A 26,629-nucleotide genomic window follows, 5' to 3' on the forward strand; every position below is an offset into this window, starting at 1 on the left:
AAGCCCAACCGGGCCGACTGTAGAGTACTTTTTGCATTGGCATGTGACGAGCGCCGATTGCCGCCTTAGTATGGCGTTTTCCACTTTTGACAAGGCACGTCCATGACGATCGACATCCGCCCGGCGACCCCCAGCGATGCACCGCAAATCCTCGCGTTCATCACTGAGCTGGCCGACTACGAACGTGCCCGCCACGAAGTCATCGCCAGCGTTGCCGACATCGAGCGCAGCCTGTTCAGCGAAGGCGCCACCGCCCACGGCCTGATCTGCCTGCGGGACGGCGTACCGATCGGCTTCGCGGTGTTCTTCTTCAGCTATTCCACCTGGCTGGGCAGCAACTGCCTGTACCTCGAAGACCTCTACATCACCCCCGAGCAACGCGGTGGCGGCGCCGGCAAAACCTTGCTGCGCCACCTGGCAAAAATCGCCTGCGCCAATGATTGCGGCCGTTTTGAATGGAGCGTGCTCGACTGGAACAAACCGGCCATCGAATTCTACAAATCCCTCGGCGCGCAGCCGCAGGAAGAGTGGGTGCGGTATCGGATGGATGGGGCGGTGTTGCGGGAGTTTGCCGAGGGGCGGTGAGGCGTGATGGTTCTCCGCAGATGAATCTGTTGTCGGTACTGTGCTAGTCCGGCACTCTGTGCGCCCTTTGCGCGCTCACGGACGACATTTGCAATGCAACCTGGCTTCTGCACTTTCCTGCGTTTTTTTACCTTGATGATGTTCTGTGCACTCTGTTCGGGGTGCCTGCATCTCGACGTACCGCCGGCACGCATCGAGTTTGTATCGATTAATCACGATAGCTATTCGCTCTATGACGTGCGGTTTACTTCTGACAGGGACCTGATTCATTTATATGAAGCACACGGCCGCGGCGGACAGATAAGCACCAGCCTTCATTGTTCGCTCGATGGTGATCTCGACTTCTCCGTGGAGCACAACATTGCGCTGGAAGGTCATGGCAGCATAGAAGATATGCGCCTGATCGAGGGCGATCGACGTTATGAAATGCTGGCCAGTATTCGATTTGAGGACAATGAAGACCGGACTGGCTCTAGTGATATCGCTCGATCTCGGTTAGTCCGACTCTTGGAACCTCAAGACTACGTGCCCTGTAAGGTCGTCATCACCGCGTTTCCTTTCACGGCTTACTTTTCAAAAGTGATGTACGTCCCGACGTCGCGGATTATTGCCGAGGTGAAAAATCCTCGAATTGCGCCTCGGCAGGTTTCACTCAAACCTGCTGATCGCCCTTTGACGTGGCTGCAATTCGAGCCGGTTTGCATCGTTCGATGGCGCGAAGAATTGTCACCGGCTTACGACCAGATCGACGACGTCGGTTTATGCCGCGATGTGCCCTACGCCGGTCTGTTGGCTTCATTCGCACCCAGCAACAAGAAACTGAGGCTTATCACCTGGTCGGACCAAACCCCCAAACCGCTGACGGCTTACACCCTTATTCGAGGCGATGGTCGGCGAGAACCCGGTATCTCGGCTGAGAACGGCGATACCCACCTGGTGGGTTCCATGACGCGGGAGAGGCTGAAGGTTGAAGTCGGGGCGGGTATTGGGGCTAAAGAACGATGGACACCATAAATCTATAAATCCCATTATGTGGGAGTATTAATTACATATTGAGATTTTCCCTCTAGGAGGTCTATAGTCCAGCTCACTCACTGCCAATAAACAAAACAGGTGAAGCGATGCTGGCGCAATTGATCGCGCTCGATTGGGGGACAACCTCATTACGTGCTTACAAACTCGCCGCGGGTGGCCAGGTTCTGGAACAGCGTTCGCTGTCGTCCGGGATCATGCAGTTGCCCCGGACGCCGCGAATCATCAACGGCCAGGAATGCGCCGACGGTTTTGAACTGGCCTTCGACGAGGCCTGTGGTGACTGGCTCGACGCTCAGCCCGATCTGCCGGTGATTGCTTGCGGCATGGTCGGCAGCGCCCAGGGCTGGCGCGAAGCGGCCTACCGGGATACGCCGGCAAACGTCGCCAATCTCGGAACGTCCCTACAAACCGTACGCAGTCTTCGCGGTGTCGATGTGCACATCGTGCCGGGTGTGATTCAGCGTTCGCACCTGCCGAACGTGATGCGCGGCGAAGAAACCCAAGTGCTTGGCGTGTTGCAGACGCTGCCGAGTGGCAAGGGTGACGATCTGTTGATCGGCCTGCCGGGCAGTCATTCGAAATGGGTGGAAGTGGCCGATGGCTGCATCGTGCATTTCGACACCTTCATGACCGGCGAAATCTTCGCCGTGCTCAGTGAACACAGCATTCTCGGGCGCACCCAGCAACAAGGTGCGTCGTTCGATGGCCAGGCGTTTGACCGGGGCGTGCAAGTGGCATTGTCGGCGGACGGCGAGATCGGGCCGTTGTCGACGCTGTTCAGTGCGCGCAGCCTCGGGCTGACCGGCGAACTCAGCGCCACGGCGCAACCGGATTATTTGTCCGGCCTGTTGATCGGTCATGAACTGTCGGCCCTGGCCAATGTTCAGCGGCGCCGACGCAACAGCGTGCACCTGCCATCGATCATCCTCATCGGTAACGCCCAACTCTGCGCCCGCTACAGCCGGGCCCTCGATGCCTGCGGTTTTGCCAAAGTGACTTTGGCCGAACAGGCCACTGAGCGCGGGTTGTGGCAACTGGCGGTCGCCGCCGGACTGGTCTCACAACATCCATCCCGTTAAACCTGACTGGAGGTCTGACATGCTCAAGCAAGCCCTGGCGCAAAACGGCCTGATCGCGATCCTGCGCGGCCTGCGTCCAACAGAGGCTGCGGCCATCGGCGAAGTCCTGTACAGCGCCGGATTTCGCGTCATCGAAGTGCCGCTTAATTCCCCCGAGCCGTACGAAAGTATCCGCATCCTGCGCAGTACCTTGCCGGCCGATTGCCTGATCGGCGCCGGCACGGTGCTGACACCGGAACAGGTCGAGCAAGTGAAAGCGGCGGGCGGCCAAGTGATCGTCATGCCCCATAGCGATCCCAAGGTTCTGCGTGCAGCGAAAGCGGCGGGGCTGTTCCTGTCGCCGGGCGTGGCGACGCCGACCGAAGCCTTTGCCGCATTGGCCGAAGGCGCCGACGTGCTGAAGATGTTCCCCGCCGAACAGATGGGGCCAGCGGTTGTAAAAGCCTGGCTCGCGGTGTTGCCGGCCGGGACCATTCTCGCGCCAGTTGGCGGGATCACGCCGGACAACATGCAGGTGTTTATCGACGCGGGCGTCAAAGGTTTCGGCCTGGGTTCCGGGTTGTTCAAGCCGGGCATGACGCCTGATCAAGTGGCCGCCAATGCCAAGGCCTACGTCGCTGCATGGAACGCTCTGCGTTAAGACTTTTTGGCGCCGAGCGCGCTACATCTAACAAGAGAGACAATCAGATGAAAATCACCAAACTCACTACCTTCATCGTCCCGCCACGCTGGTGCTTCCTCAAGATTGAAACCGACGAAGGCGTCACCGGTTGGGGTGAGCCCGTGGTCGAAGGTCGCGCTCACACCGTTGCTGCGGCTGTCGAGGAATTGTCCGACTACCTGATCGGCAAAGACCCACGCAACATTGAAGACATCTGGACTGTGTTGTATCGCGGCGGCTTCTATCGCGGCGGCGCGATCCACATGAGCGCATTGGCCGGCATCGACCAGGCGTTGTGGGACATTAAGGGCAAGGCTTTGGGTGTGTCGGTCAGCGATTTGCTGGGCGGTCAGGTGCGGGACAAGATTCGCGTGTATTCGTGGATTGGTGGCGACCGCCCGGCCGACACCGCACGTGCGGCCAAAGAAGCGGTGGAGCGTGGTTTCACTGCGGTGAAAATGAACGGCACCGAAGAACTGCAATTCCTCGATTCCTTCGAAAAAGTCGACCTGGCCCTGGCCAACGTCGCCGCCGTGCGTGACGCGGTCGGCCCGAACGTCGGCATCGGCGTCGACTTCCATGGCCGGGTGCACAAGCCTATGGCCAAGGTGCTGATGAAGGAACTCGACCCGTACAAACTGATGTTCATCGAAGAACCGGTGCTCAGCGAAAACTACGAAGCGCTGAAGGAACTGGCGCCGCTGACCAGCACGCCGATTGCTCTCGGTGAGCGGTTGTTCTCGCGCTGGGATTTCAAGCGTGTGCTCAGCGAAGGTTACGTCGACATCATTCAGCCCGATGCGTCCCACGCTGGCGGCATCACCGAAACCCGCAAGATCGCCAACATGGCCGAAGCCTACGACGTGGCGCTGGCGCTGCACTGCCCGCTGGGCCCGATTGCCTTGGCCGCCTGCCTGCAACTCGACGCGGTTTGCTACAACGCGTTCATCCAGGAACAGAGCCTGGGCATCCACTACAACGAGAGCAACGACCTGCTGGATTACGTCAAGGATCCGCGGGTGTTCGACTACGACAAAGGCTTCGTGAAGATCCCGAACGGCCCGGGCCTGGGGATCGAGATCAACGAAGAATACGTGATCGAACGCGCGGCAGTCGGCCACCGCTGGCGCAACCCGATCTGGCGTCATGCCGATGGCAGTTTTGCGGAGTGGTGATTTGACCCTGCCCTTGTAGGAGCGAGGCTTGCCCGCGAAGGCGGTGTGTCAATCAACATCATTGCTGAATGACACACCTCCTTCGCGGGCAAGCCTCGCTCCTACAGGGGTTTGCTTCGCCCATTGACCTCAATAAACATAAGAAGAGGCATCCCTCATGCAACCGCAAACCCTTACCGGGCAGGCGTCGTTGGTGACGCCCAGCCGCAAGCGTTTTTTCATCATGGTGCTGCTGTTTATCACCGTAGTGATCAACTACCTGGACCGCAGCAACCTGTCGATTGCCGCTCCGGCGCTGACCAGTGATTTGGGGATCGATCCGATTCATGTCGGGCTGATTTTCTCCGCCTTCGGCTGGACCTACGCCGCCATGCAAATCCCCGGCGGCTGGCTGGTGGATCGCGTGCCGCCACGGATTCTCTACAGCGTCGCGCTGCTGCTGTGGTCGCTGGCCACGGTGATGCTCGGTTTCGCCGGCAGCTTCATCGCGCTGTTCGTGTTGCGCATGGCGGTCGGTGCGCTGGAAGCCCCGGCCTATCCGATCAACAGCCGCGTGGTCACCACCTGGTTTCCCGAACGTGAGCGCGCCACGGCCATTGGTTTCTACACCTCCGGGCAGTTTGTCGGGCTCGCATTCCTGACGCCGGTACTGGCCTGGCTGCAACATGAATTTGGCTGGCACATGGTGTTCGTCAGCACCGGTGTGGTCGGCATTATCTGGGCGGTGATCTGGTATGCGGTGTATCGCGAGCCACGGGATTTCAAGGGCGCCAACGACGCGGAAATCGACCTGATTCGCGAGGGCGGCGGGCTGGTAGACATCCAGGCTGAACAAGCCAAAGTCAAAGCCAAGTTCAGCTGGACTGACCTCGGGATTGTCCTGAGCAAACGCAAACTCTGGGGCATCTACCTCGGCCAGTTCTGCCTCAACTCGACGCTGTGGTTTTTCCTAACGTGGTTCCCGACTTACCTGGTGAAATATCGCGGTATGGACTTCATCAAGTCTGGCCTGCTGGCGTCGCTGCCGTTTCTCGCCGCCTTCGTTGGTGTGCTGTGTTCCGGGTTCTTCTCCGACTTCTTGATCCGTCGCGGCTACACCGTCGGATTTGCCCGCAAGTTGCCGATCATTGGCGGTCTGCTGATTTCCACCTCGATCATTGGCGCCAACTTCGTCGAGTCGACGCCGCTGGTGATTGCCTTCCTCGCGTTGGCGTTCTTCGGTAACGGGCTGGCCTCGATTACCTGGTCACTGGTGTCGACCCTGGCCCCGGCGCGGTTGCTCGGATTGACCGGTGGAGTGTTCAACTTCATCGGCAACCTGTCGGCGATTACCACGCCGATCGTGATCGGTTTCCTCGCCACCGGTGATTCGTTCGCCCCGGCGATCACCTACATCTCGGTTCTGGCATTGATTGGCGCGCTTTCCTACATCTTGCTGGTGGGCAAGGTCGAGCGTATCAAGTTGTAGTGGCAGCCGTCGGGCGACCATAATGCCGCCCGTTCCCTCGCTCAACGGTAAAGGCTGGATATGCAGGAAGACGCCCCAAAAATCGCCAAGGACGCCGCGCCGACCGGCACCCAGACACTGCTTCGTGGTCTGGGTGTGGTTCAGGCCGTGGCCAGTGGCGCCCGCGATCTCAAGGAAATTGCCCGGCTGATCGGCACCACGCGCAGCACCACCCATCGCCTGGCCAGTTGCCTGGTGGATGAGCGTTACCTGCGTGTCGTGCCGCAAGTCGGCTATCTGTTGGGGCCGAAGCTGATCGAGCTGGGTTTCCAGGCGCGGGAAGAACTGCCGCTGGTGACATTGGCAGGACCGTATCTGGATGAGTTGTCGGCATTGACCGGCGACACCATTCACCTGGCGATTCGTGAAGGCGACGAGGTGTTGTACCTGCACAAGAATCCGGGGCGCAATGGCCCGGAAATGCGTTCGCGGGTCGGCCATCGCATGCCGTTGGCGCGCACCGGGATCGGCAAGGCGCTGATGCTCGATGACACCCAGGACGACTGGAAACGTCTGTACGAAGTCAGCCTTCCGGCCGGTGGGAAAAATCAGTTCTGGCCGCAGCACCCGGAGCAGTCCTGGGAGCAATTTCAGCAGCGCATGATTGAATATGTGGCGGGGGGTTACGCATTCGATCTGGAAGACAACGAACCGTCGATCCGTTGTGTGGCAGCGCCGATCCGCGATGCCAGCAAGCGCATCGTCGCTGGCATCAGCATCGCCAGCACCGTGCCGTATATGCCGCTGGAAAAAATGGCCGAGCTGATTCCCCTGATCAAAGGGGTCACGGCCCGGCTCTCGGCTGAGCTTGGCGCGAAGGTTTAGACCTTCAGGGTCGCCATGTCGATCACGAAGCGGTACTTCACATCACCGGCAATCATGCGGGTAAACGCTTCGTTGATCTGATGGATGTTGAGCATTTCGATGTCGCAGGTGATGTTGTGCTCGGCGCAGAAATCCAGCACTTCCTGGGTTTCGGCGACGCCACCGATCAGCGAACCGGCGAGTACGCGACGGCTCATCACCAGTTTGCCGGCGTGGACTGGCGGATCAATCGGCTCGATCAAACCCACCAGAATGTGCACGCCGTCGAAACGCAGGGTATCGAGGTACGGATTGAGGTCGTGCTGCACCGGAATGGTGTCCAGCAGGAAGTCGAAATGCCCGGCGGCGGCCTTCATCTGTTCGGCATCGGTGGACACGATCACGTGGTCCGCGCCCTGGCGACGACCTTCTTCAGCCTTGCTCGCCGAACGGGTAAACAGCGTCACTTCCGCGCCCATGGCCTTGGCGAACTTGATGCCCATGTGGCCCAGGCCACCCATGCCGAGAATCCCGACCTTGTCGCCAGCCTTCACGCCGTAATGCTTGAGCGGCGAGTAAGTGGTGATGCCGGCGCAGAGGATCGGCGCGGCGCTGGCCAGGTCGAGTTTTTCCGGGATGCGCACCACGAAGTGCTCGCTGACCACGATGCTGTCGGAGTAGCCGCCCATGGTGTTGCTGCCATCGACCCGATCCGGGGTGGCGTAAGTCATGGTCGGACCTTCGAGGCAATATTGCTCGAGGTCGGCCTGGCAGGCTTCGCAGCTGCGGCACGAATCGACCATGCAACCGACACCGACCAGATCGCCGATTTTGTGCTTGGTGACGTTCGCACCGACGGCGGTAACTTTGCCTACGATCTCGTGGCCGGGCATCAATGGATAAACGGCAATGCCCCACTCGTTGCGGGCCTGGTGGATGTCGGAATGGCAGACGCCGCAGTAGAGAATATCGATCGCGACGTCGTCGGCCCGAGGGCTGCGGCGTTCGAATTTCACGGGGGCGAGGGGAGTGGTGGCCGACTGGGCGGCGTATCCGATAGCGGTGTACATGAGGAGCCTCGCAAAAGCAGTGACAGATGAGATGCGCCATTTTGGGGGGGCGCACCTGGGTGCGGCCATGGTGATTCCTCCGGGTGTCATGCCTAATCCTCCGGCATGTGCCTCGGATTGGTCGCATTGGCCGTCAGACCTGCGATGATGGTTTCATCCCGATTTCTACGAAGTTTTCGCCATGCTGTTGACCCGTCATCTCGATGCCAATGCCACGTTGGTTTCACTGCTCCAGCCACTGACCACTCGCGACGGTTTTGCCCCCACGGCATTGCCGGGTGTGCAGGTATTGCGCGCCAGTTGCGATGTGGCCCGTGGTCCGCAGATCTATGAGCCGAGCCTGGTGATCATCGTTCAGGGCAGCAAGTTGGCGTACCTGGGGCCGCGAACCCTGGAGTACGGCGCCGGGCATTACCTGATTCAGGCCTTGCCGGTGCCGTTCGAGTGCGAAACCTTTGCCGCGCCGGAAGGGCCGATGCTGGGGATTTCCATCGCGATCGACCGGGTGTTGCTCGGTGAGTTGGTGTTAGCCATGGGGCTGGTGTCAGGCCGTAGTATTGCGGCGCAGACGCTGGAGTCCATGACCTCCACCGTGCTCGATGACGGGATGCGCGGTTGCGTGGAACGGTTGTTGCGCTGTCTGCACGATCCGCTGGAATGCCAGATCATGGGCCCGGCGCGTTTGCGTGAGTTGTTGTTCGTGGCGTTGCGTGGTCCCCAGGCCGATGTGTTGCGGGCATTGGTGGAACAGCAGGGGCAATTCGCGCGGATTGCCGCTTCGCTCAACCATCTGCACGGGCATTTCACCGAGCCGTTGAATGTCGAGACCCTGGCCAGTTGCGCGAACATGAGCGCGTCGACCTTTCATGAGCATTTCAAGCGCAGCACGTTGTTGTCGCCGGTGCAGTATTTGAAGCGCTTGCGGTTGCTCAAGGCGCAGCAGTTGTTGCTGGGTGAAGGATTGGGTGTGGCGCAGGTGGCGCATCGGGTGGGGTATCAGAGTACGTCGCAGTTCAGTCGCGAATACAAGCGCTACTTTGAGCGTAGCCCGGGGGATGAGCGCGCTGCTTGATGCATGGCACCGCTTCGCGGTGTTCGCGGGCAAGCCTCGCTCCTACAGGTGAATGGCGCCTCACCGTAGGAGCGAGGCTTGCCCGCGAAGGCGTCCTTGAAATTCACAACACTCCCAATTTTCATCGCGCAACAAAAAGGCCCCCATGTCGGGAGCCTTGATGTTCAGGCGTGCAACTTACATGTTCGGGTAAGTCGGGCCGCCGGAGCCTTCTGGCGCCACCCAGGTGATGTTCTGTGCAGGGTCCTTGATGTCGCAGGTCTTGCAGTGAACACAGTTCTGGGCGTTGATCTGGAAGCGCTTCTCGCCGTCTTCCTTGGTGACCACTTCGTACACACCGGCCGGGCAGTAGCGCTGGGCAGGCTCATCGTACAGCGGCAGGTTCTTGCTGATCGGGATGCTCGGGTCGGTCAGCTTCAGGTGGCACGGTTGTTCTTCTTCGTGGTTGGTACCGGAGATGAACACCGAGCTGAGTTTGTCGAAGCTGATCTTGCCGTCCGGTTTCGGGTAGTCGATCTTCTTGCAGTCGGCCGCCAGCTTCAGGCACGCGTAATCCGGCTTGGTGTCGTGCAGGGTGAACGGCAGTTTGCCGCCGAAGATGTTCTGGTCCAGCCAGTTGAAACCGCCGCCAACGATGGCGCCGAACTTGTGGATCGCCGGGCCGAAGTTGCGGCTGGCGAACAGTTCGTCGTAGAGCCAGCTCTTCTTGAACGCATCGACGTAGGTGGTCAGTTCTTCGGTGCCGTCTTTCTCGGCGAACAGCGCTTCGGCCACGGATTCAGCGGCGAGCATGCCGGACTTCATCGCGGTGTGGCTGCCTTTGATCTTGGCGAAGTTCAGGGTGCCGAGGTCGCAACCGATTAGCGCGCCACCCTTGAAGACCATTTTCGGCAGTGAGTTCAGGCCACCCTTGCAGATGGCGCGAGCGCCGTAGCTGATGCGCTTGCCGCCTTCCAGGTACTGCTTGAGCACCGGGTGATGCTTGAGGCGCTGGAACTCGTCGAACGGCGACAGGTAGGTGTTGCTGTAGGAAAGATCGACGATCAGACCGACTACAACCTGGTTGTTTTCCAGGTGATAGAGGAACGAGCCACCGGTGTTCTCGGTGCCCATGATGTCCAGCGGCCAACCGGCGGTATGGACCACCAGGCCTGGCTGATGCTTGGCCGGGTCGATTTCCCAGATTTCTTTCAGGCCGATGCCGTAGTGCTGGGCGTCGGCATCGCTGTCGAGGTTGAAGCGCTTGATCAACTGCTTGCCGATGTGGCCACGGCAACCTTCGGCGAACAGCGTGTACTTGCCACGCAGCTCCATGCCTGGGGTGTACAGGCCTTCCTTCGGATGACCTTCGCGGTCAACGCCCAGGTCGCCGGTGATGATCCCGCGAACCACGCCGTTCTCGTCGAACAGTGCTTCCTGAGCGGCGAAGCCAGGGTAGATTTCCACACCCAGGTTCTCGGCCTGCTGGGCGAGCCAGCGGCACAGGTTGCCCAGGGAGATGATGTAGTTGCCTTCGTTGTGCATGGTCTTGGGCACAAAGAGGTCAGGGATTTTCTGCGCGCTGTCGGCGTTCTTGAGAACGAAGATGTCATCGCGGGTGACCGGCGTGTTCAGCGGGGCGCCGAGTTCTTTCCAGTCCGGGAACAATTCGTTCAGGGCGCGTGGTTCGAACACGGCACCGGACAAGATGTGAGCACCGACTTCGGAGCCTTTTTCGACCACGCAGACGCTGATTTCCTTACCGGCTTCAGCAGCCTTCTGCTTCAAGCGGCAGGCGGCGGAAAGACCAGCGGGGCCGGCACCGACGATGACCACGTCGAATTCCATGTATTCGCGTTCCACAGGTTATCTCCTACTCAAGGCTCAACAGTTTTTTTTCTAATTGGAGGTTTGGTGTCGCATCCATGAATTCCGGCGCAAGGCCGGAAGAGGACAATCGATGAACCACCTTTCTCTCTGGGTGGCGCATTATATCTACACCACTCCTAGCGTCCAATACAAACGTTTGTTTGAATTGGCTCCAGGCCTGATAAATCAAAGTAACGCGGCTTATGACTGGCCATTTTGCCGTATTGACCGGAATAGGTGTTCCGGTCAAGATACGGGCGGTTTTGCGCTCGCCGTAGGCTGACTGTTGGTTTCAAGAGCACCTCTAAAGACAGGGCGATGGCAGTACAAGGTGATGCGCAGCGAGGATTTGGCGCGCAGTTTACACGCCGCGGTAATGAATGACTCGTCGGTCACCACTGACGAACGGTCATTGTTCACGTGGGCAGTGTCACCCCGTTCAGATGCCAGCGTTTTTAGAGGTGCCCTTGCGCCCACGAGCATCAACCGCCAGGTTCGCCTAGGCGACTTTCTTTTCACCGGAGAGTAACGAGGAATCCATGAAGGTTCTTGTAGCTGTCAAACGCGTTGTGGATTACAACGTCAAGGTTCGCGTCAAGGCGGACAATTCCGGCGTCGACCTCGCTAACGTGAAGATGTCGATGAACCCATTCTGCGAAATCGCCGTGGAAGAAGCCGTACGCCTGAAAGAGAAAGGTGTTGCGACTGAAATCGTCGTCGTTTCCGTTGGCCCGTCCACCGCTCAAGAGCAACTGCGCACCGCGCTGGCTCTGGGTGCCGACCGCGCCATCCTCGTCGAATCCGCTGAAGATCTGACGTCCCTGGCGGTTGCCAAACTGTTGAAAGCCGTTGTCGACAAGGAACAGCCTCAGCTGGTGATCCTCGGCAAACAGGCCATCGACAGCGACAACAACCAGACCGGCCAGATGCTCGCTGCATTGAGCGGCTACGGTCAGGGCACGTTCGCGTCCAAAGTCGAAGTCAGCGGCGACAGCGTTGCCGTGACTCGCGAAATCGACGGCGGCGCGCAGACAGTTTCCCTGAAACTGCCGGCCATCGTCACCACCGACCTGCGTTTGAACGAGCCGCGTTATGCGTCCCTGCCAAACATCATGAAAGCCAAGAAGAAGCCTCTCGAAGTGCTGACTCCGGACGCTTTGGGCGTTTCCACCGCCTCCACCAACAAGACCGTGAAAGTCGAAGCGCCGGCTGCACGCAGCGCGGGTATCAAGGTCAAGTCGGTGGCTGAACTGGTCGAGAAACTGAAAAACGAAGCGAAGGTAATCTAAATGACTATCTTGGTTATTGCTGAACACGACAACAAAGTGCTGGCCCCGGCCACGCTGAACACCGTGGCTGCTGCCGTCAAAATCGGTGGCGACATCCACGTTCTGGTCGCTGGTCAAGGCGCTGGCGCCGTGGCTGAAGCCGCTGCGAAAATCGCTGGCGTGGCGAAAGTGCTGGTGGCCGACAACGCCGCCTACGCTCACCAGTTGCCGGAAAACGTTGCTCCGCTGGTTGCAGAGTTGGGCAAGGGCTACAGCCACATCCTGGCTGCCGCGACTTCCAACGGCAAAAACATCCTGCCGCGCGTTGCTGCGACCCTGGACGTTGACCAGATCTCCGAGATCATCTCGGTGGAAAGCGCTGACACCTTCAAGCGCCCGATCTATGCCGGTAACGCCATCGCCACCGTTCAATCGAACGCTGCGGTCAAAGTGATCACCGTGCGCGCCACCGGTTTCGACCCGGTTGCTGCTGAAGGTGGTTCCGCTGCCGTTGAAGCGGTTGCTGCTGCCCACGACGCTGGCACTTCGAGCTTCGTTGGTGAAGAACTGGCCAAGTCCGATCGTCCGGAACTGACCGCTGCCAAGATCGTCGTTTCCGGCGGCCGCGGCATGCAGAACGGCGACAACTTCAAACACCTGTACGCCTTGGCCGACAAGCTGGGCGCTGCTGTTGGCGCTTCCCGCGCCGCAGTCGACGCAGGTTTCGTACCCAACGACATGCAGGTCGGTCAGACCGGCAAGATCGTTGCTCCACAGCTGTACATCGCGGTCGGTATCTCCGGCGCGATCCAGCATCTGGCCGGCATGAAAGACTCCAAAGTGATCGTAGCGATCAACAAGGACGAAGAAGCGCCGATCTTCCAGGTGGCCGATTACGGCCTGGTGGCTGACCTGTTCGAAGCAATCCCTGAGTTCGAGAAGCTGGTCTAATCCAGCGGCTTAAACTATAAAGAGCCCGGCCTTTTGGTCGGGCTTTTTTTTTGTTCCGGATTTGATTGGGAGAGCTTCGCCATGGATCTGCGCCGCCTGTATGGCTGCACATTTTTGCTGGGCCTGACGTTGTTGCCAGGGCTCGCAAACGCTGTGGGCAAATGCGAGCGCCTGGTGGTCACCGGCAGCCCGGATGCACCGCCGTACCTGTGGCAAGACCCGCAGAATCCCAAGCACCTGATTGGCGCCAGTGCCGACTTGTTGCAGCAAGTGGCGGGGGAGTTGGGCATCAAAGTCGAGATGCTCTACGCCGGCAAACGCGCCCAGGCCCTGGACGAAGTGCGCAGCGGGCGCATGGACATGCTGGCGGACGCACCGCTGACCCTCAACGAGCTGGAAACCCTGGATTACATCCATCCGCCGCTGCTGGAAAACGACTACCTGGTGTGGACCCGCAAAGGCTCGACACTGACCTACAGCGAAGCCAAAGACCTGCATGGGCACTCTGGCGCCGTGTCGGAAAAGTCTCGAATGACCCGGGAATTCGGCACTTTCGCCGAGCAGCAATTGACCCTCACCCGTACGCCAAACCTGACCCAGGCCTTGCAGAAATTGCTGCTGGGTGAGGTGGAATATGTACTCGCCGGGCGCTACTCGGGCATGGCGGCCGCGCAGGCATTGGGCATGGCCAATGACTTGCTGGCGTTCCCGCAACCTGTCGACAAACCCGGCCTGTTCCTCGCGGTTTCCCATAACTCCGCTTGCAACGATCCGTGGTTGCGCGGACAGCTGGCCAAAAAGATGACAGAATTGCCCGCGTCCGGACTGACGGAAGCTGTGCTGCAACGCAATATCGAGCGTTGGAAAGCGCAGCAACAGCAACAACCCGTCAGTACCCCAAAACAGTAGGGATTTTTAGTGAGTATTCGACCTCTTTTCGCTGCCCTGGCCGTTCTGGCTCTGGCGGGTTGTGCAGCCGATCCGGCGCCGAATGAACAAATTCGCCTGACCGAGCAGGCACTGGAACAAGCCAAAGCCGTTGGCGCCACCGCTGACGATGTGCCGGAGCTGAAACTGGCCGAAGACAAGTTCTCCCGCGCCCAGGGCGACATGACCGACCAATCCTACAAACATGCCCGCATGCGCGCCGAACAGGCTGAACTGGATGCGCGCCTGGCCGAAGCCCGGGTCCTGACCCTCAAGAGCCAGGAGCAGTTGAACGTACTCAATACCCGCATCACTCGCCTGCGCAAGCAACTGGGAGATGCCAAATGAGCCTCAAGTCCAAAGCACTCGGCGGTCTGATCCTCGCAGGTTGCGCCAGTCTGTATGGTTGCGCCGGCCAGCACAGCGAGTCCGCATTGCAGCAGGCCGGTGCCGACTTCCAGAAGGTCAAGGAAGATTCCAACGTGCTGCGTATCGCGCCGAAAGACGTGATCCGCGCCGGTGAATCCCTGGCCCGCGCCGATCGCTTGTCCAGCTACTGGGGCAGCGGTTCGGACGTGGTGCATTACGCCTACCTGAGCCAGCGCTACAGCGAAATCGCACGGGAGCACACCAATCAGGTGCTCAACGAGGAGCAGGCGGCGAAACTCGAACTGGAACGCCAGCGCCTGCAACTGGCCCTGCGCGAGTCCAAGTTGCTGAGCGTGCAGCAGCAGGGCAAGTGGCTTGAAGAACAGATCGTGGCGCTGGCCACCACCCAGACGGATCGTGGTTTGGTGATGACCCTCGGCGATGTGCTGTTCGACACCGGCGAAGCGGAGTTGAAGAACTCGGCAAACCGCGTCGTTCTGAAGATCGTGCAGTTCCTGCAACTCAATCCCAAGCGCGTGGTGCGGATCGAGGGTTACACCGACAGCACCGGCGGCAAGCAGGACAACCTCAAGCTGTCCCGCGACCGTGCGCAATCGGTGGCTGACGTGCTGATGGATCTTGGCATCGACGACAAACGCATTCAGGTCGAAGGCTATGGCGATGAATACCCGGTGGACGTGAACGCGACTGAGCGCGGTCGTGCACAGAACCGTCGGGTGGAAATTGTGTTCTCCGACGAAAAAGGCCAGCTCGGCGCCGCCCGCTAAGGGCAGCGTTTCTGGAAAACCCGGCCTGCCTGTCAGCGCCGGGTTTTTTTACGCCTGTTAATTGGTTCGCAAAGCAGTACAGATTTTGCTGACACTGCACTGTACGGTCGACTATTGTGGCAACTGTCCCCGTACACTTCTAAACTGTTCCGGTATTGTTTCACACAAGAATAAAATGCCCGTGAAATCGAGTGCTGCGTCATGACCAATCTCTTGCTCTACCAACGTATTGCTCAACAACTGGCCGAAGACATCCGTCGCGGTGTCTATCAACCGGGGGAGCGTGTGCCTTCGGTGCGCAAGATGAGCTCGCAGCTCAATGTCAGCCATGCAACCGTGTTGCAGGCTTACGCCAATCTCGAAGACCAGGGCCTGATCCGCGCCCGGCCGCAGTCCGGTTACTACGTGCACCAGACCCCGGCACTGACCGCGCCGACGCCCGACATTGCCCGGGTCGAACGGCCCGGTCTGGTTACGCGCAGCAGCATCATCCAGCAAGTCTTGGTTGAATCCCGTCGCGAGGGCGTTTTCCCCTTGGGCGCGGCGGTGCCGAGCGTCGATTATTTGCCGGTGCGGGCGCTGCATCAGCAGTTGGCCAAGGTCACTCGATTCCATAGCCCACGGGCGTTCAGCTACATGTTCAGCCCGGGTTTCGAACCGTTGCGCCGTCAGGTCGCGATTCGCATGCGCGATGCCGGGGTGGTGGTAGATCCGTCCGAAGTGGTGATCACCCACGGTTGTGTCGATGCCTTGCAAATGTCGCTGCGGGTCTTGACCCGGCCCGGCGACCTGATCGCAGCAGAATCGCCGACCTATTACGGTCTGCTGCAACTGGCCGACTTGCTCGGCCTCAAAGTCATCGAAATCCCCAGCGATCCCGCCACCGGCATGAGCCTCGAAGCCTTGCAACTGGCCGCTAACCAATGGTCGATCAAGGCATTGGTGCTGACCACCCGCCTGAGCAATCCACTGGGCGGCACCATGCCCGAAGAGCGGCAGAAACAACTGCTGCGCCTGGCCTCGGATTTCGATATCCAGATTGTCGAAGACGATATCTACGGCGAATTGATGTTCGAGCAGGGCCGCACCAAAGCCCTAAAGGCTTACGACCGGTTGGATCGGGTGATCTATTGCTCGAGCTTCTCCAAAACCCTGTCGCCGGGCGTGCGGATTGGCTGGATGATCGCCGGCAAGTACCAGCAAGAAATCCAGCGCTTGCAGACGTTCAGTACGCATTCTGCCTGCAGCGTCACGCAAATGGGCATCGCGGCTTACCTGGAAAATGGCGGCTACGACCGGCACTTGCGCTACATCCGTCAGGAGTACCGCAAAAATCTCAGCGCCTTCCAGTTGGCGGTGCAGCAATATTTTCCCGAAGGCACGCAGATGAGTCGACCCACCGGCGGCTTCATTTTGTGGGTCAGCCTGCCGGGGCGGGTAAACACCCAGGAATTGCATGTGCGGGCCTTGCAGCAGGGCATCAGCATCGCGCCGGGGCTGATTTTCAGTAACACCGAGCAGTTCAATCACTGCATTCGGCTGAACTGCGGCACCCCCTGGAACCGCGAAGCGGAGCGTGCATTGATGACCCTCGGACTGTTGGCGACCCAACTCTGTCAGGAAACCGCCAGCGGTTTTTGATCAAGCGGGCAGGTCATCCACTGCCCGCGCTTGTCATGTTGCTTGCAACAAGCGAGCATATGGCCCTCTGCCTTTCGCCCGTTGGGTCCATGAAACCGATTTTTTCTGCCGCTTGGCTGTCTATCTGCCTGATGCTGACTGCCATACCGCAAGGTGTGATGGCGGCTGCTGCCACGGAAAAACCCGCCGCCAGCAGTACCAAGGCAGCGCCGAAGAAACCGGTTGTGGCCAAAAAAGCCGCGCCAGCCAAAAAGAAAGCCGCGCCAATCAAGAAGCGCGCGCCCATTGCGTCCAAGTCCAAGTCGGCCAGTGAAGTGGTCAAGACCACCCAACTGCCCCCGGCCAATCTCGACTTGAGCCTACCCCAGCATATGGTCGAAGAGCTCAAGCCGATCGGCACCGTGCCTTTACCCAAGCACGACGGGGCGTTCCCGCAGATGTTCGGTGACAAAACCAGCGACTTCCAACTCAACGGCCGCCTTTTGAGCAACGAAATGCAGCTGCAATTGCGTAACGAAGAGCGCCGTGAAGTCGAAGGCGCTGCGTTGGAATTCGAGTTCAAGCGGTAAATCATTGCCCTCGGTAAGCCGCGGACCAGACGCTTCGTCGGAGACTGGTCGGTCACGTTCGCCTGGGCGCAAAAACTGCCCTTCAAGTAATTTTAAACAGTCGTTTTAGCGGTTACTCTGTGCCACGTCCCTTTTACACATCACCCGTCGCGAGGAACTCGTCGTCATGAAATGCCGTGAAGGCTGTGGCGCCTGTTGTATTGCCCCTTCCATCAGTTCCCCGATTCCCGGCATGCCCCAGGGCAAAGCCGCTGGCGAACGTTGCGTACAACTTTCTGTCGAAAACCTGTGCAATATTTTCGGCCAGGCAGAGCGTCCGGCCGTTTGTTCGGCCTTCGAAGCCGATGCCGAGGTTTGCGGCAACAGCAGTGAAGAAGCCATCAGGCTGATTGGCTGGTGGGAGCGAATGACGGCTGCGTGATGTGTTCAAACGAACGGAAACTCAACAATAAGGAATAACACTATGGGTTCGCTGCATCGTATTGCTGTGCTGTGTGGTTTGACGGTTGTGCTGGCCACCTCGGCCGCCCAGGCTGAAGACTGGAAAGTCGCGAAAAACGAAGACGGCATCAAGGTGTCCCTGAGTGAAGTGGCCGGTTCCGATTACAAGGCCTATCAGGGCGTGACCCTGATGAAGACCACCATCGCCAAATTGCGCGCGCTGCAGGAAGACGTGTCGGGAGCCTGCTCGTGGATTCACGAGTGCAAAGCCCAGAAGTTGCTCAAACACGAAGGCGCCGACAGCTGGACCTACACCCAATTCAATACTCCGTGGCCCGTCACCCCACGTGATTCGGTGCTGCACGTCACCACCGTCGAAGGCGCCGATGGCAGCCTGACCCGCAAACTCGAAGGCGTGCCGAAGTACATTCCTGAAGAAAAAGGCTTTATCCGGGTCGCCAAGGTCGATGGCTTCTGGAAGTTCGTGCCCAAGGGCGATCAGGTCGAAGTGACCTATCAAGTGCACACCGAGCCGGGCGGCAGCGTGCCGTCGATGATCGCCAACAAGTTCGTGGTCGATGCCCCGTTCAATACCCTGAAAGCCCTGAAAGAACGCGCCGAGAAGTAACTGCGCTGCGCTTTCGAAAACGCCCCGACTGGTTCGGGGCGTTTTTAATTGGACGAGACTTAAACACATTCCCCTGTGGGAGCGGGCTTGCTCGCGAAGGCGGTGTGTCAGCAGCCATCAATGTTGAATGTTCAATTGCATTCGCGAGCAAGCCCGCTCCCACAGGTTCAGAGTCCTGTCAGGTTCAGTGTTTTATTGTGTTTCCAGATATACGTTGCACGAAATTTTCACAAAGCCTCCAAGACAATTCGCCCGCGCCAACATCCGCACAGTAATCAATAGCAATGCCGCGAGTGATCGGGCAACATTTGCGCACCCGCGCAAGCCCCGGGGCCGAGTACTGGCCAACAGAGGGCAGGGCGCAGCTGTATTTTTGAAACTTCAACTTCCAATGGGTCCTAAAACGACATGGCAAACCCGGACGCCCTGAATCAGCAGCGAGCTTCTAATCGCCTGCTGCAACCGACCGTCAAATCGCATCTGGCCTACACGTTGCTGTGTGCCCTGGTCATGATGGTCATGTTCAGCCTGCTGCGCGTCGCGCTGCTGGTTTACAACCGCTCGATGATCCTCGATACACCGGCTTCGACCTTCCTCGAAGCGTTCGCCAATGGCCTGCGTTTCGACCTGCGCCTGGTGGTTTACCTCATCATTCCGTTGCTGCTGGCATTGTTCAGCGCCCGGGCCATGGCAGCTCGCGGGTTCTTCCGTTTCTGGCTGACCATCGCTTCGAGCATCGCGCTGTTCCTCGGCTTGATGGAGATGGACTTCTACCGTGAATTCCACCAGCGCCTCAACGGCCTGGTCTTCCAGTATGTGAAAGAAGACCCGAAAACCGTGATGAGCATGCTCTGGTATGGTTTCCCGGTGGTTCGCTACCTGCTGGCCTGGGCCGTGGGCACGTTGATCCTGACCCTGGCGTTCAAGGGCGCCGACCGCGCCACCCGTCCGCGTGGTCCGTTCAGCGGCGGCAGCATCGGCACGCGCCAGATCGCCCCGTGGTATGCGCGCATCGGTGTGTTCGTGGTTTGCCTGCTGATCTGCGTAGTCGCCGCTCGTGGCACCCTGCGCCAGGGCCCGCCGCTGCGTTGGGGTGACGTCTACACCACCGACTCCAACTTCGCCAACCAGTTGGGCCTCAACGGCACGCTGTCGCTGATCGCGGCGGCCAAGTCGCGGATGTCCGAGGAACGCGACAACATCTGGAAAGCCACGCTGCCTCAGCCTCTGGCCCAGCAAACCGTGCGCGACATGTTGCTGACCCCGAGCGACAAACTGGTCGATGCTGACATCGCTGCGGTACGCCGTAACTACATGCCGGATGCCAACAAGACCCTGCCGATCAAGAACGTCGTAGTGATCCTGATGGAAAGCTTCGCCGGTCACTCGGTGGGCGCTCTGGGTCGTCCGGGCAACATCACGCCAGCCTTCGACAAGTTGTCGAAAGAAGGCCTGTTGTTCGATCGTTTCTTCTCTAACGGCACCCACACCCACCAGGGTATGTTCGCCACCATGGCCTGCTTCCCGAACCTGCCGGGTTTCGAATACCTGATGCAGACCCCGGAAGGCAGCCACAAGCTGTCCGGCTTGCCGCAGTTGCTCAGCGCCCGCGACTATGACGACGTGTACGTCTACAACGGCGATTTCGCTTGGGACAACCAGTCGGGCTTCTTCAGCAACCAAGGCATGACCAACTTCATCGGGCGCAACGATTTCGTGAACCCGGTGTTCTCCGACCCGACGTGGGGCGTATCCGATCAGGACATGTTCAACCGTGGTCTGGAAGAACTGAAGGCCCGCGATGGCAAGGACAAAAAACCGTTCTATGCCTTGCTGCAAACCCTGTCCAACCACACGCCATACGCCTTGCCGACACCATTGCCGGTCCCGCCTGTGACTGACCGTGGCAGCCTCAACGAACACTTGACCGCCATGCGCTACTCCGACTGGGCGCTGGGTCAATTCTTCGAGAAGGCGCGCAAAGAGCCTTACTTCAATGAAACCCTGTTCGTGGTCGTGGGCGACCATGGCTTCGGCGACGAGCAGCAAATCACCGAAATGGACCTGGGCCGCTTCAACGTGCCAATGCTGATGATCGCACCGGGCATCCAGCAAAAGTTCGGTGAGCGTGACCACACCGTGGGCACTCAGATCGACATCGTGCCGACCATCATGGGCCGTGTAGGTGGCGACGTGATTCATCAATGCTGGGGCCGCGACTTGCTGAACCTGCCGGAAGGCGACAAGGGTTTTGGCGTGATCAAGCCTTCGGGCAGCGATCAGACCGTGGCACTGCTGACGGCTGACCGCGTGCTGGTCCTGCCGAAAGAGATGCCACCGAAGCTGTATCAGTACGAACTGGGCGCCAATCCGAAAGGTGTGGTGATTCCCGAGTCGGCTGACGAAGCGGCGCTCAAGCAGAAGCTTGAGTCGTTCCTGCAAACCGCGACCAAGAGCCTGCTGGATAACACCGCTGGCGTGGTCAACGGCAAGCCGGACTAAGGTTTGACGCAATAAAAAAGAGGCCCTTTTTCAAGGGCCTCTTTTTTTGGTCGGTTAAATCTTTATATCTTGCCGAGCAAGAGCAGAATCAACAGCACAACCAACACCACACCGAGGATACCCGATGGGCCATAACCCCAACTTCTGGAGTGCGGGAAGACCGGCAGACCGCCAATCAGCAAGAGGATCAGAATAACGATAAGAATTGTGCCCATGACGATTTCCTTGTTGGAAGTGTTCCGGATTGACCGAAAGTTTTAACCATCAGCCGGGATGTAATAAATCCGAACTGCTTACAAAATCCGACTCTCGCACGTGAAAGAAAATTCAAAGTTTTTTAATGTTTTTTAGAAACCAGGCTTATTTCGTTTTGGCGATTTGATAGTTGGTTAGTTGAACCGCGTCATTGTTCTTCGCGGGCAAGCCTCGCTCCTACAGAAATACGCGGTGTTCATGTAGGAGCGAGGCTTGCCCGCGAAGGCCGCGACACGGTCCCAAGCCGTGCGCCGGTTTGCCCGGACCATTCAGCAATCTGATGGAGCGTGGGTCGGGCAATATCCTTCGCTACACTCGGCGCATCTTCCCCAGAACAACAAGGCTGTTTGCTATGCAAAATCGCATGATGATCACTGGCGCAGGCTCGGGCCTGGGTCGCGAAATCGCGCTGCGCTGGGCCCGCGAAGGCTGGCAACTGGCCTTGTCGGATGTCAGCGAGCCCGGCTTGCAGGAAACCCTGAAACTGGTGCGCGAAGCCGGCGGTGACGGTTTTATCCAGCGCTGCGACGTGCGCGACTACAGCCAACTGACCGCGTTCGCCCAGGCGTGCGAAGAGAAACTTGGCGGCATCGATGTCATTGTCAACAATGCTGGCGTGGCCTCGGGCGGGTTCTTCAGCGAACTGTCTCTGGAAGACTGGGACTGGCAGATCGCAATCAACCTGATGGGCGTGGTCAAGGGCTGCAAAGCCTTCCTGCCGCTGCTGGAAAAAAGCAAAGGCAAGATCATCAACATCGCCTCGATGGCCGCGTTGATGCAAGGTCCGGCCATGAGCAACTACAACGTGGCCAAGGCCGGCGTGGTGGCGTTGTCCGAAAGCCTGCTGATCGAACTGGCGCAGCAGGAAGTCGGCGTGCACGTGGTGTGCCCGTCGTTCTTCCAGACCAACCTGCTGGATTCTTTCCGTGGCCCGACCCCGGCGATGAAAGCCCAGGTCGGCAAGTTGCTGGAAAGCTCACCGATTACTGCCACTGACATTGCCGACTACATCTACACCCAGGTTGCCGCCGGTGAATTCATGATCCTACCCCACGAGCAGGGCCGCATGGCTTGGGCGCTGAAGCAGAAGAATCCGCAACTGCTCTACAACGAGATGACCGTCATGGCCGACAAAATGCGCGCCAAGGCCAAACAATCCGCCAACTGATCTTGCCCGCCAACCACACCATCGTTAGGGTGGCCGCATTCGGCCATTCTAACGAGACGTGTGCATGCTCAATTACCTGTGGTTTTTTCTCGCCGCGCTGTTCGAAATCGCCGGCTGCTTCGCGTTCTGGATGTGGCTGCGCCAAGGCAAAAGTGCCTGGTGGGTTATACCGGCGCTGCTGAGCCTGACCTTGTTTGCGCTGTTGCTGACGCGGATCGAAGCGACCTACGCCGGCCGCGCCTATGCCGCCTACGGTGGCATCTACATCATTGCGTCGATTGGCTGGCTGGCGGTGGTCGAGCGGGTGCGCCCGCTGGGCTCGGACTGGATCGGCGTGGCGCTGTGCGTAATCGGCGCGTCTGTCATCCTTTTCGGTCCGCGCTTCAGCGCATCCTGAAGGATAGGTCCTTCATGGGTTCGGTTTGCAGGACATGTCTGTCAGGCGAAATGCCTTGGGTTGTAGGGCAAGACTGATTTGCCTGTATCGCATTGAAGCCCCGACGTGTGCCGGGCATCTTCAGGGACCGGTAACCCTTGAAGGATGAAGGCCATGCTTGTACTCAGTCGTGTCGTAGGTGAATTGATTTCCATCGGTGACAACATTTCCGTGCGGATTCTGGCGGTCAACGGCGGCAGCGTGCGCTTCGGCGTCGAAGCGCCGCAAGACGTCAATGTGCACCGAGCCGAAGTCTACCAACGCATCCAGGTCAAACAGTCCAAACACAAAGAACGCTGAGCGATTCAGTCGAACAGGTGCTTGGGCACATCGTGCTTGAGCATCAACTGGCATTGCTCGCTGTCCGGGTCGAAAACGATCAGCGCCTGGCCCTTGGTCAGCGCCTGGCGAACCCGCAGTACGCGGGTTTCCAGCGGCGTGTCATCGCCATTGTCCGTGCCGTCGCGGGTCACGAAGTCTTCGATCAGGCGGGTGAGGGTGTCGACTTCAAGTTGGTCGTACGGGATCAGCATAGGCACCTCGGTTAAAACAATGGCGCGATGCTACGGCGAATGAGGTTTTGCGGCTAGCCTTGACGTTCTGTGGCGTTTGATCTGAGGTCTTCGCGGGCAAGCCTCGCTCCTACAGGTTTCACGCCGATCACGACATATGGGATCGACACATACCCTGTAGGAGCGAGGCTTGCCCGCGAAGGCAATCTTTCAAACAGCGAAAATATCAGGATCAGCTCTCGTTACGCTGCCCAACCAGGCTATCCACCGACGGCACCCGCGTATCGCTTTCCATCTGCGTGTCATGTTCGATCTGATGACTGAACCGGTCCAGCGAACCCTTGGCCGGTTGCGCGTCGCTGGCAAACACCGGCGGACTCAGAATGTACGCGCCGAGCAAACGACTCAACGCCGCCAGGCTATCAATGTGCGTACGCTCGTAGCCATGCGTCGCATCGCAACCAAACGCCAGCAGCGCGGTACGAATGTCATGCCCGGCGGTCACCGCCGAGTGAGCATCGCTGAAGTAATAGCGGAACAGGTCGCGACGCACGGGCAAGTCATTGTCACTGGCCAGGCGCAGCAAATGCCGCGACAGGTGATAGTCGTACGGGCCGCCGGAATCCTGCATCGCTACGCTCACCGCGTGTTCGCTGGAGTGCTGGCCCGGCGCGACCGGCGCAATGTCGATGCCGACGAATTCACTGACATCCCACGGCAATGCCGCCGCCGCGCCACTGCCGGTTTCCTCGGTAATGGTGAACAGCGGGTGACAGTCGATCATCAGCTCTTCACCGCTGTCGATGATGGCTTTCATCGCCGCCAGCAGCGCGGCAACACCGGCCTTGTCGTCGAGGTGACGGGCGCTGATGTGGCCGCTTTCGGTGAATTCCGGCAGCGGATCGAAGGCAACGAAATCGCCGACGCTGATCCCCAGGGAATCGCAATCGGCGCGGGTCGCGCAATAGGCGTCCAGGCGCAGTTCGACATGGTCCCAACTGATCGGCATTTCATCCACGGCGGTGTTGAACGCATGCCCGGAAGCCATCAACGGCAACACGCTTCCACGGATCACGCCGTTGTCGGTAAACAGGCTGACCCGGCTGCCTTCGGCAAAACGGCTCGACCAGCAGCCGACCGGGGCCAGGGTCAGGCGCCCGTTGTCCTTCACCGCACGCACTGCTGCGCCGATGGTGTCCAAATGCGCGGAGACCGCCCGGTCCGGGCTGTTTTTCTTGCCCTTGAGGGTGGCGCGGATAGTGCCGCGTCGGGTCATTTCGAAGGGAATGCCCAGCTCTTCGAGCCGCTCGGCGACGTAACGCACGATGGTGTCGGTGAACCCGGTCGGGCTGGGAATGGCGAGCATTTCCAGCAGGACTTTTTGCAGGTAGTTGAGATCCGGTTCTGGAATTTTGCTGGTCATGGAAACTCCTGATGAGTAACGAACATCGATGGTTTCGATGAGGGGAATGGATTTGTAGTGCCTGTCCGGCCGCCTTCGCGGGCAAGCCTCGCTCCTACAAGAGCACCGCGTTCCCTGTGGGAGCGAGGCTTGCCCGCGAAGGCGCCAGTCCAGGCACTACACGATTAAGAAACCGCCGGCTGACTATGCGGAAACAACAAATCCACAAACCGCTCCGCCGTCGGCTGCGGTTCATGGTTCGCCAGGCCGGCGCGTTCATTGGCTTCGATAAACACATACTCCGGCTGATCGGCGGCCGGCACTAACAAGTCGAGTCCGACCATCGGGATATCCAGCGCCCGTGCTGCACGCACGGCAGCATCCACCAGCGTCGGGTGCAGGATCGCGGTGACGTCTTCAAGCACGCCACCGGTATGAAGATTCGCCGTTCGCCGTACGAACAGATGCTCACCGGCCGGCAGAATGCTCTCGTAGTCGTAACCCGCCGCCTGCAAGGTGCGCTCGGTTTCGTGGTCCAGCGGGATCTTGCTTTCGCCGCTGGTGGCTGCTTGACGGCGCCGACTCTGGGCTTCGATCAGCGCACCGATGGAATGCTGACCATCACCGACCACTTCCGCTGGCCGACGAATCGCCGCAGCGACCACTTCAAAACCGATCACCACAATCCGCAGGTCCAGCCCTTCGTGGAAGCTTTCCAGCAGCACGCGGGTGTCGAACTGGCGCGCCGATTCGATGGCTTGCTGAACCTCTTCAATGGTCTGCAAATCCACCGCCACGCCTTGGCCTTGTTCGCCGTCCAGCGGCTTGACCACCACCCGTTCGTGCTCGTCGAGAAACGCCAGGTTGTCGTCACCGTTACCCGCCAGTTGCTGGGACGGCAGGTTCAGGCCAGCGGCTTTCAACACCTTATGCGTCAGGCTCTTGTCCTGGCACAGGCTCATGCTGATGGCGCTGGTCAGGTCGCTCAAGGATTCACGGCAACGCACCCGGCGTCCGCCATGGCTAAGGGTAAACATCCCGGCATCGGCGTCATCGACTTGAACATCAATGCCGCGACGGTGAGCCTCCTCGACGATGATCCGCGCATACGGATTGAACTCGGCTTCCGGCCCAGGCCCCAGAAACAACGGCTGATTGATGCCGTTCTTGCGCTTGATGGCGAACGTCGAGAGGTTACGAAAACCGAGCTTGGCGTAGAGACTTTTCGCCTGGCGGTTGTCGTGCAACACCGACAGGTCCAGGTAACTCAGCCCACGGCTCATGAAGTGTTCGATCAGATGCCGCACCAGCACTTCGCCGACACCCGGCCGCGAACAATGCGGATCGACCGCCAGGCACCAAAGGCTGCTGCCGTTTTCCGGATCGTTGTAGGCCTTGTGATGATTGAGGCCCATCACGCTGCCGATGATCGCGCCGCTGTCTTCGTCCTCTGCCAGCCAATACACCGGGCCACCCATGTGACGCGGGGTCAGCAACGACGGATCGATCGGCAACATGCCGCGCGCCTGGTACAGCAGATTGATCGCCTGCCAGTCCGCCTCGCTCTGCGCCCGGCGAATGCGGAAGCCACGGAACACTCGGGTTGACTGGCGGTAATCGCTGAACCACAGGCGCAAAGTGTCCGACGGATCCAGAAATAACTGGGCCGGCTCCAGCCCCAACACTTGTTGAGGCGCCGCTACATACAGGGCGATATCGCGCTCGCCAGGATGTTCGTTGAGCAATTCCTGGGCGATGCTCGCCGGATCAGGAAAGGTATGCCCGATCAGTAACCGGCCCCAACCGCAATGCACCGCAATCGGTGCGGCGCCGAGTTCACTGCCGTCCTCGGCGAGGCGCGCCTGCAAGCGTTCGTAAGTGGGAGACTGACCGCGCAGCAAGCGTTGGCTGTAAGCCGTAGCGTGGGGTTTCATCG

At 59.4% G+C, this 26,629-nt stretch carries 27 protein-coding genes; 21 read left to right on the top strand and 6 right to left on the bottom strand.

The window, feature by feature from the left end:
- Nucleotides 1–102 precede the first annotated feature (102 nt).
- From ACIOYV_RS26560 to ACIOYV_RS26590, 7 genes are all read left to right on the top strand, one after another.
- Nucleotides 103–585, top strand: coding sequence for a GNAT family N-acetyltransferase (locus tag ACIOYV_RS26560; RefSeq protein ID WP_401328453.1), 483 nt, complete (start codon nt 103–105; stop codon nt 583–585).
- A gap of 93 nt (nt 586–678) precedes the next feature.
- A complete protein-coding gene (locus tag ACIOYV_RS26565; protein WP_401328455.1) occupies nt 679–1,599 on the top strand; it encodes a hypothetical protein in 921 nt (306 codons plus the stop codon).
- Between the two features lie 107 nt (nt 1,600–1,706).
- Nucleotides 1,707–2,699, top strand: a complete 993-nt coding sequence (locus ACIOYV_RS26570) for a 2-dehydro-3-deoxygalactonokinase (RefSeq protein WP_401328458.1) — start codon at nt 1,707–1,709, stop codon at nt 2,697–2,699.
- A gap of 19 nt (nt 2,700–2,718) precedes the next feature.
- Nucleotides 2,719–3,339, top strand: coding sequence for a 2-dehydro-3-deoxy-6-phosphogalactonate aldolase (locus ACIOYV_RS26575; protein ID WP_054051827.1), 621 nt, complete (start codon nt 2,719–2,721; stop codon nt 3,337–3,339).
- Nucleotides 3,340–3,386: 47 nt separating this feature from the next.
- On the top strand, nt 3,387–4,535 hold the full coding sequence (gene dgoD / locus ACIOYV_RS26580; protein WP_090186690.1) for a galactonate dehydratase: 1,149 nt from the start codon (nt 3,387–3,389) through the stop codon (nt 4,533–4,535).
- Nucleotides 4,536–4,692: 157 nt separating this feature from the next.
- Nucleotides 4,693–6,003 carry an MFS transporter gene (locus ACIOYV_RS26585; RefSeq protein ID WP_265040222.1) on the top strand — a complete coding sequence of 437 codons (1,311 nt, stop codon included), beginning with the start codon at nt 4,693–4,695 and terminating at the stop codon, nt 6,001–6,003.
- A gap of 60 nt (nt 6,004–6,063) precedes the next feature.
- A complete protein-coding gene (locus ACIOYV_RS26590) occupies nt 6,064–6,867 on the top strand; it encodes an IclR family transcriptional regulator (RefSeq protein WP_401328463.1) in 804 nt (267 codons plus the stop codon).
- On the opposite strand, the gene ACIOYV_RS26595 is transcribed toward ACIOYV_RS26590, so the two are convergent.
- A complete protein-coding gene (locus tag ACIOYV_RS26595; RefSeq protein ID WP_054051833.1) occupies nt 6,864–7,916 on the bottom strand; it encodes an NAD(P)-dependent alcohol dehydrogenase in 1,053 nt (350 codons plus the stop codon). The genes ACIOYV_RS26590 and ACIOYV_RS26595 overlap by 4 nt on opposite strands.
- A 181-nt stretch (nt 7,917–8,097) precedes the next feature.
- On the opposite strand from ACIOYV_RS26595, the gene ACIOYV_RS26600 reads away from it, so the two are divergent.
- Nucleotides 8,098–8,988 (top strand): AraC family transcriptional regulator N-terminal domain-containing protein, encoded by an 891-nt coding sequence (locus ACIOYV_RS26600; protein WP_401328466.1) that lies wholly within the window; start codon nt 8,098–8,100, stop codon nt 8,986–8,988.
- A gap of 177 nt (nt 8,989–9,165) precedes the next feature.
- Here ACIOYV_RS26600 and ACIOYV_RS26605 read toward each other — a convergent pair whose 3' ends face one another.
- Entirely contained in the window at nt 9,166–10,830 is a 1,665-nt protein-coding gene (locus tag ACIOYV_RS26605; RefSeq protein ID WP_054613881.1) for an electron transfer flavoprotein-ubiquinone oxidoreductase, read from the bottom strand.
- 545 nt (nt 10,831–11,375) lie between these two features.
- Between ACIOYV_RS26605 and ACIOYV_RS26610 the strand changes: the two genes are divergently transcribed.
- From ACIOYV_RS26610 to ACIOYV_RS26655, 10 genes are all read left to right on the top strand, one after another.
- Nucleotides 11,376–12,125 carry an electron transfer flavoprotein subunit beta/FixA family protein gene (locus ACIOYV_RS26610; protein WP_017340080.1) on the top strand — a complete coding sequence of 250 codons (750 nt, stop codon included), beginning with the start codon at nt 11,376–11,378 and terminating at the stop codon, nt 12,123–12,125.
- Nucleotides 12,126–13,055, top strand: a complete 930-nt coding sequence (locus tag ACIOYV_RS26615) for an electron transfer flavoprotein subunit alpha/FixB family protein (protein WP_163913075.1) — start codon at nt 12,126–12,128, stop codon at nt 13,053–13,055.
- An 81-nt stretch (nt 13,056–13,136) separates the two neighbouring features.
- Nucleotides 13,137–13,964, top strand: a complete 828-nt coding sequence (locus ACIOYV_RS26620; RefSeq protein WP_401328470.1) for a substrate-binding periplasmic protein — start codon at nt 13,137–13,139, stop codon at nt 13,962–13,964.
- A 9-nt stretch (nt 13,965–13,973) separates the two neighbouring features.
- Nucleotides 13,974–14,330: a DUF4398 domain-containing protein gene (locus ACIOYV_RS26625; RefSeq protein WP_054051843.1), complete on the top strand. Its 357-nt coding sequence runs from the start codon at nt 13,974–13,976 to the stop codon at nt 14,328–14,330.
- Nucleotides 14,327–15,139, top strand: a complete 813-nt coding sequence (locus ACIOYV_RS26630) for an OmpA family protein (RefSeq protein ID WP_054051845.1) — start codon at nt 14,327–14,329, stop codon at nt 15,137–15,139. Before ACIOYV_RS26625 ends, ACIOYV_RS26630 begins: the two co-directional genes overlap by 4 nt.
- A 201-nt stretch (nt 15,140–15,340) precedes the next feature.
- Nucleotides 15,341–16,780, top strand: coding sequence for a PLP-dependent aminotransferase family protein (locus ACIOYV_RS26635; protein WP_054051847.1), 1,440 nt, complete (start codon nt 15,341–15,343; stop codon nt 16,778–16,780).
- An 89-nt stretch (nt 16,781–16,869) separates the two neighbouring features.
- Entirely contained in the window at nt 16,870–17,349 is a 480-nt protein-coding gene (locus ACIOYV_RS26640) for a translation initiation factor 2 (protein WP_401328475.1), read from the top strand.
- Nucleotides 17,350–17,515: 166 nt separating this feature from the next.
- On the top strand, nt 17,516–17,770 hold the full coding sequence (locus ACIOYV_RS26645; protein ID WP_054051850.1) for a YkgJ family cysteine cluster protein: 255 nt from the start codon (nt 17,516–17,518) through the stop codon (nt 17,768–17,770).
- A gap of 42 nt (nt 17,771–17,812) precedes the next feature.
- Nucleotides 17,813–18,418, top strand: a complete 606-nt coding sequence (locus ACIOYV_RS26650) for an START domain-containing protein (RefSeq protein ID WP_054051852.1) — start codon at nt 17,813–17,815, stop codon at nt 18,416–18,418.
- 408 nt (nt 18,419–18,826) lie between these two features.
- Entirely contained in the window at nt 18,827–20,920 is a 2,094-nt protein-coding gene (locus tag ACIOYV_RS26655) for an LTA synthase family protein (protein WP_401328479.1), read from the top strand.
- 62 nt (nt 20,921–20,982) lie between these two features.
- Here ACIOYV_RS26655 and ACIOYV_RS26660 read toward each other — a convergent pair whose 3' ends face one another.
- The gene (locus tag ACIOYV_RS26660; RefSeq protein ID WP_177331420.1) at nt 20,983–21,141 is read right to left on the bottom strand and encodes a DUF3309 family protein; all 159 of its coding nucleotides are present in this window, start codon (nt 21,139–21,141) and stop codon (nt 20,983–20,985) included.
- 386 nt (nt 21,142–21,527) lie between these two features.
- Here ACIOYV_RS26660 and ACIOYV_RS26665 point away from each other — a divergent pair, with 386 nt between their 5' ends.
- The 3 genes from ACIOYV_RS26665 to csrA all read left to right on the top strand — a co-directional run bounded on the left by ACIOYV_RS26665 (nt 21,528) and on the right by csrA (nt 23,079).
- The gene (locus ACIOYV_RS26665) at nt 21,528–22,343 is read left to right on the top strand and encodes an SDR family oxidoreductase (protein WP_054051857.1); all 816 of its coding nucleotides are present in this window, start codon (nt 21,528–21,530) and stop codon (nt 22,341–22,343) included.
- Nucleotides 22,344–22,407: 64 nt separating this feature from the next.
- Complete coding sequence (locus tag ACIOYV_RS26670) at nt 22,408–22,740, top strand: YnfA family protein (RefSeq protein ID WP_054051859.1); 333 nt, start codon at nt 22,408–22,410, stop codon at nt 22,738–22,740.
- Nucleotides 22,741–22,893: 153 nt separating this feature from the next.
- Nucleotides 22,894–23,079, top strand: a complete 186-nt coding sequence (csrA, locus tag ACIOYV_RS26675) for a carbon storage regulator CsrA (RefSeq protein WP_054613887.1) — start codon at nt 22,894–22,896, stop codon at nt 23,077–23,079.
- 5 nt (nt 23,080–23,084) lie between these two features.
- Here the strand turns inward: csrA and ACIOYV_RS26680 are convergent, their stop codons facing one another.
- The 3 genes from ACIOYV_RS26680 to ngg all read right to left on the bottom strand — a co-directional run bounded on the left by ACIOYV_RS26680 (nt 23,085) and on the right by ngg (nt 26,627).
- Complete coding sequence (locus ACIOYV_RS26680) at nt 23,085–23,312, bottom strand: YheU family protein (protein ID WP_010461751.1); 228 nt, start codon at nt 23,310–23,312, stop codon at nt 23,085–23,087.
- A gap of 211 nt (nt 23,313–23,523) precedes the next feature.
- Entirely contained in the window at nt 23,524–24,714 is a 1,191-nt protein-coding gene (locus ACIOYV_RS26685) for an osmoprotectant NAGGN system M42 family peptidase (protein ID WP_054051863.1), read from the bottom strand.
- Between the two features lie 164 nt (nt 24,715–24,878).
- A complete protein-coding gene (ngg, locus tag ACIOYV_RS26690; RefSeq protein WP_401328486.1) occupies nt 24,879–26,627 on the bottom strand; it encodes an N-acetylglutaminylglutamine synthetase in 1,749 nt (582 codons plus the stop codon).
- Between the last annotated feature and the right edge of the window lie 2 nt (nt 26,628–26,629).

The sequence above is a fragment of the Pseudomonas sp. NPDC087342 genome, assembly GCF_044744265.1.
GTDB lineage: Bacteria > Pseudomonadota > Gammaproteobacteria > Pseudomonadales > Pseudomonadaceae > Aquipseudomonas > Aquipseudomonas nunensis.